The sequence below is a fragment of the Streptomyces sp. DH12 genome (genome assembly GCF_020873895.1).
Taxonomy (GTDB): Bacteria; Actinomycetota; Actinomycetes; order Streptomycetales; family Streptomycetaceae; genus Streptomyces.
Window position 1 is genome coordinate 1 of sequence record NZ_JAHWGT010001493.1, and the last position, 405, is coordinate 405.

General features: G+C 71.6%; 1 protein-coding gene. It reads right to left on the reverse strand.

The window, feature by feature from the left end:
* Window positions 1-207 (reverse strand): LLM class flavin-dependent oxidoreductase (locus LPA54_RS40735; protein WP_228985458.1); only part of this gene is annotated, 207 nt, incomplete at its 3' end.
* Between the last annotated feature and the right edge of the window lie 198 nt (window positions 208-405).

Below are 405 nucleotides of genomic sequence, written 5' to 3' on the forward strand. Positions count from 1 at the left end.
CAGCCGCCGGGTGCGGCCGAGCAGCAGCGCCGCCAGGGTGACGGCGGACGGGCAGGTGCCGTAGGGCACGAAGTGGTGCTCGGCCAGCCAGACCGTGTCGAGCCCCGACTCCTCGGCCACCTCGGCGGAGCGGACCGCGCGGTGCAGCGCCTCACCCTCGCCCTGCCCGGGGAACCGGGCTGCCAACACGAAACTTCCAACGCGCATTGCTTTTCCTGCTTCCTTGGCTCCGACGCGGAGCTCCCCCGCAGGGCATAACCCCCCGACACGTGCCGAGGACACGGCCGGGTGAGCGGTTTTGCGGATTGTCTGCAGAATGAGCCGCTCACGTGGGCCGCCGCGCGCCACGGAGTGACTTGTGACGATTGGCGGCGTACGCGTACCCCGGCCCGCGGCGGCTAGGCT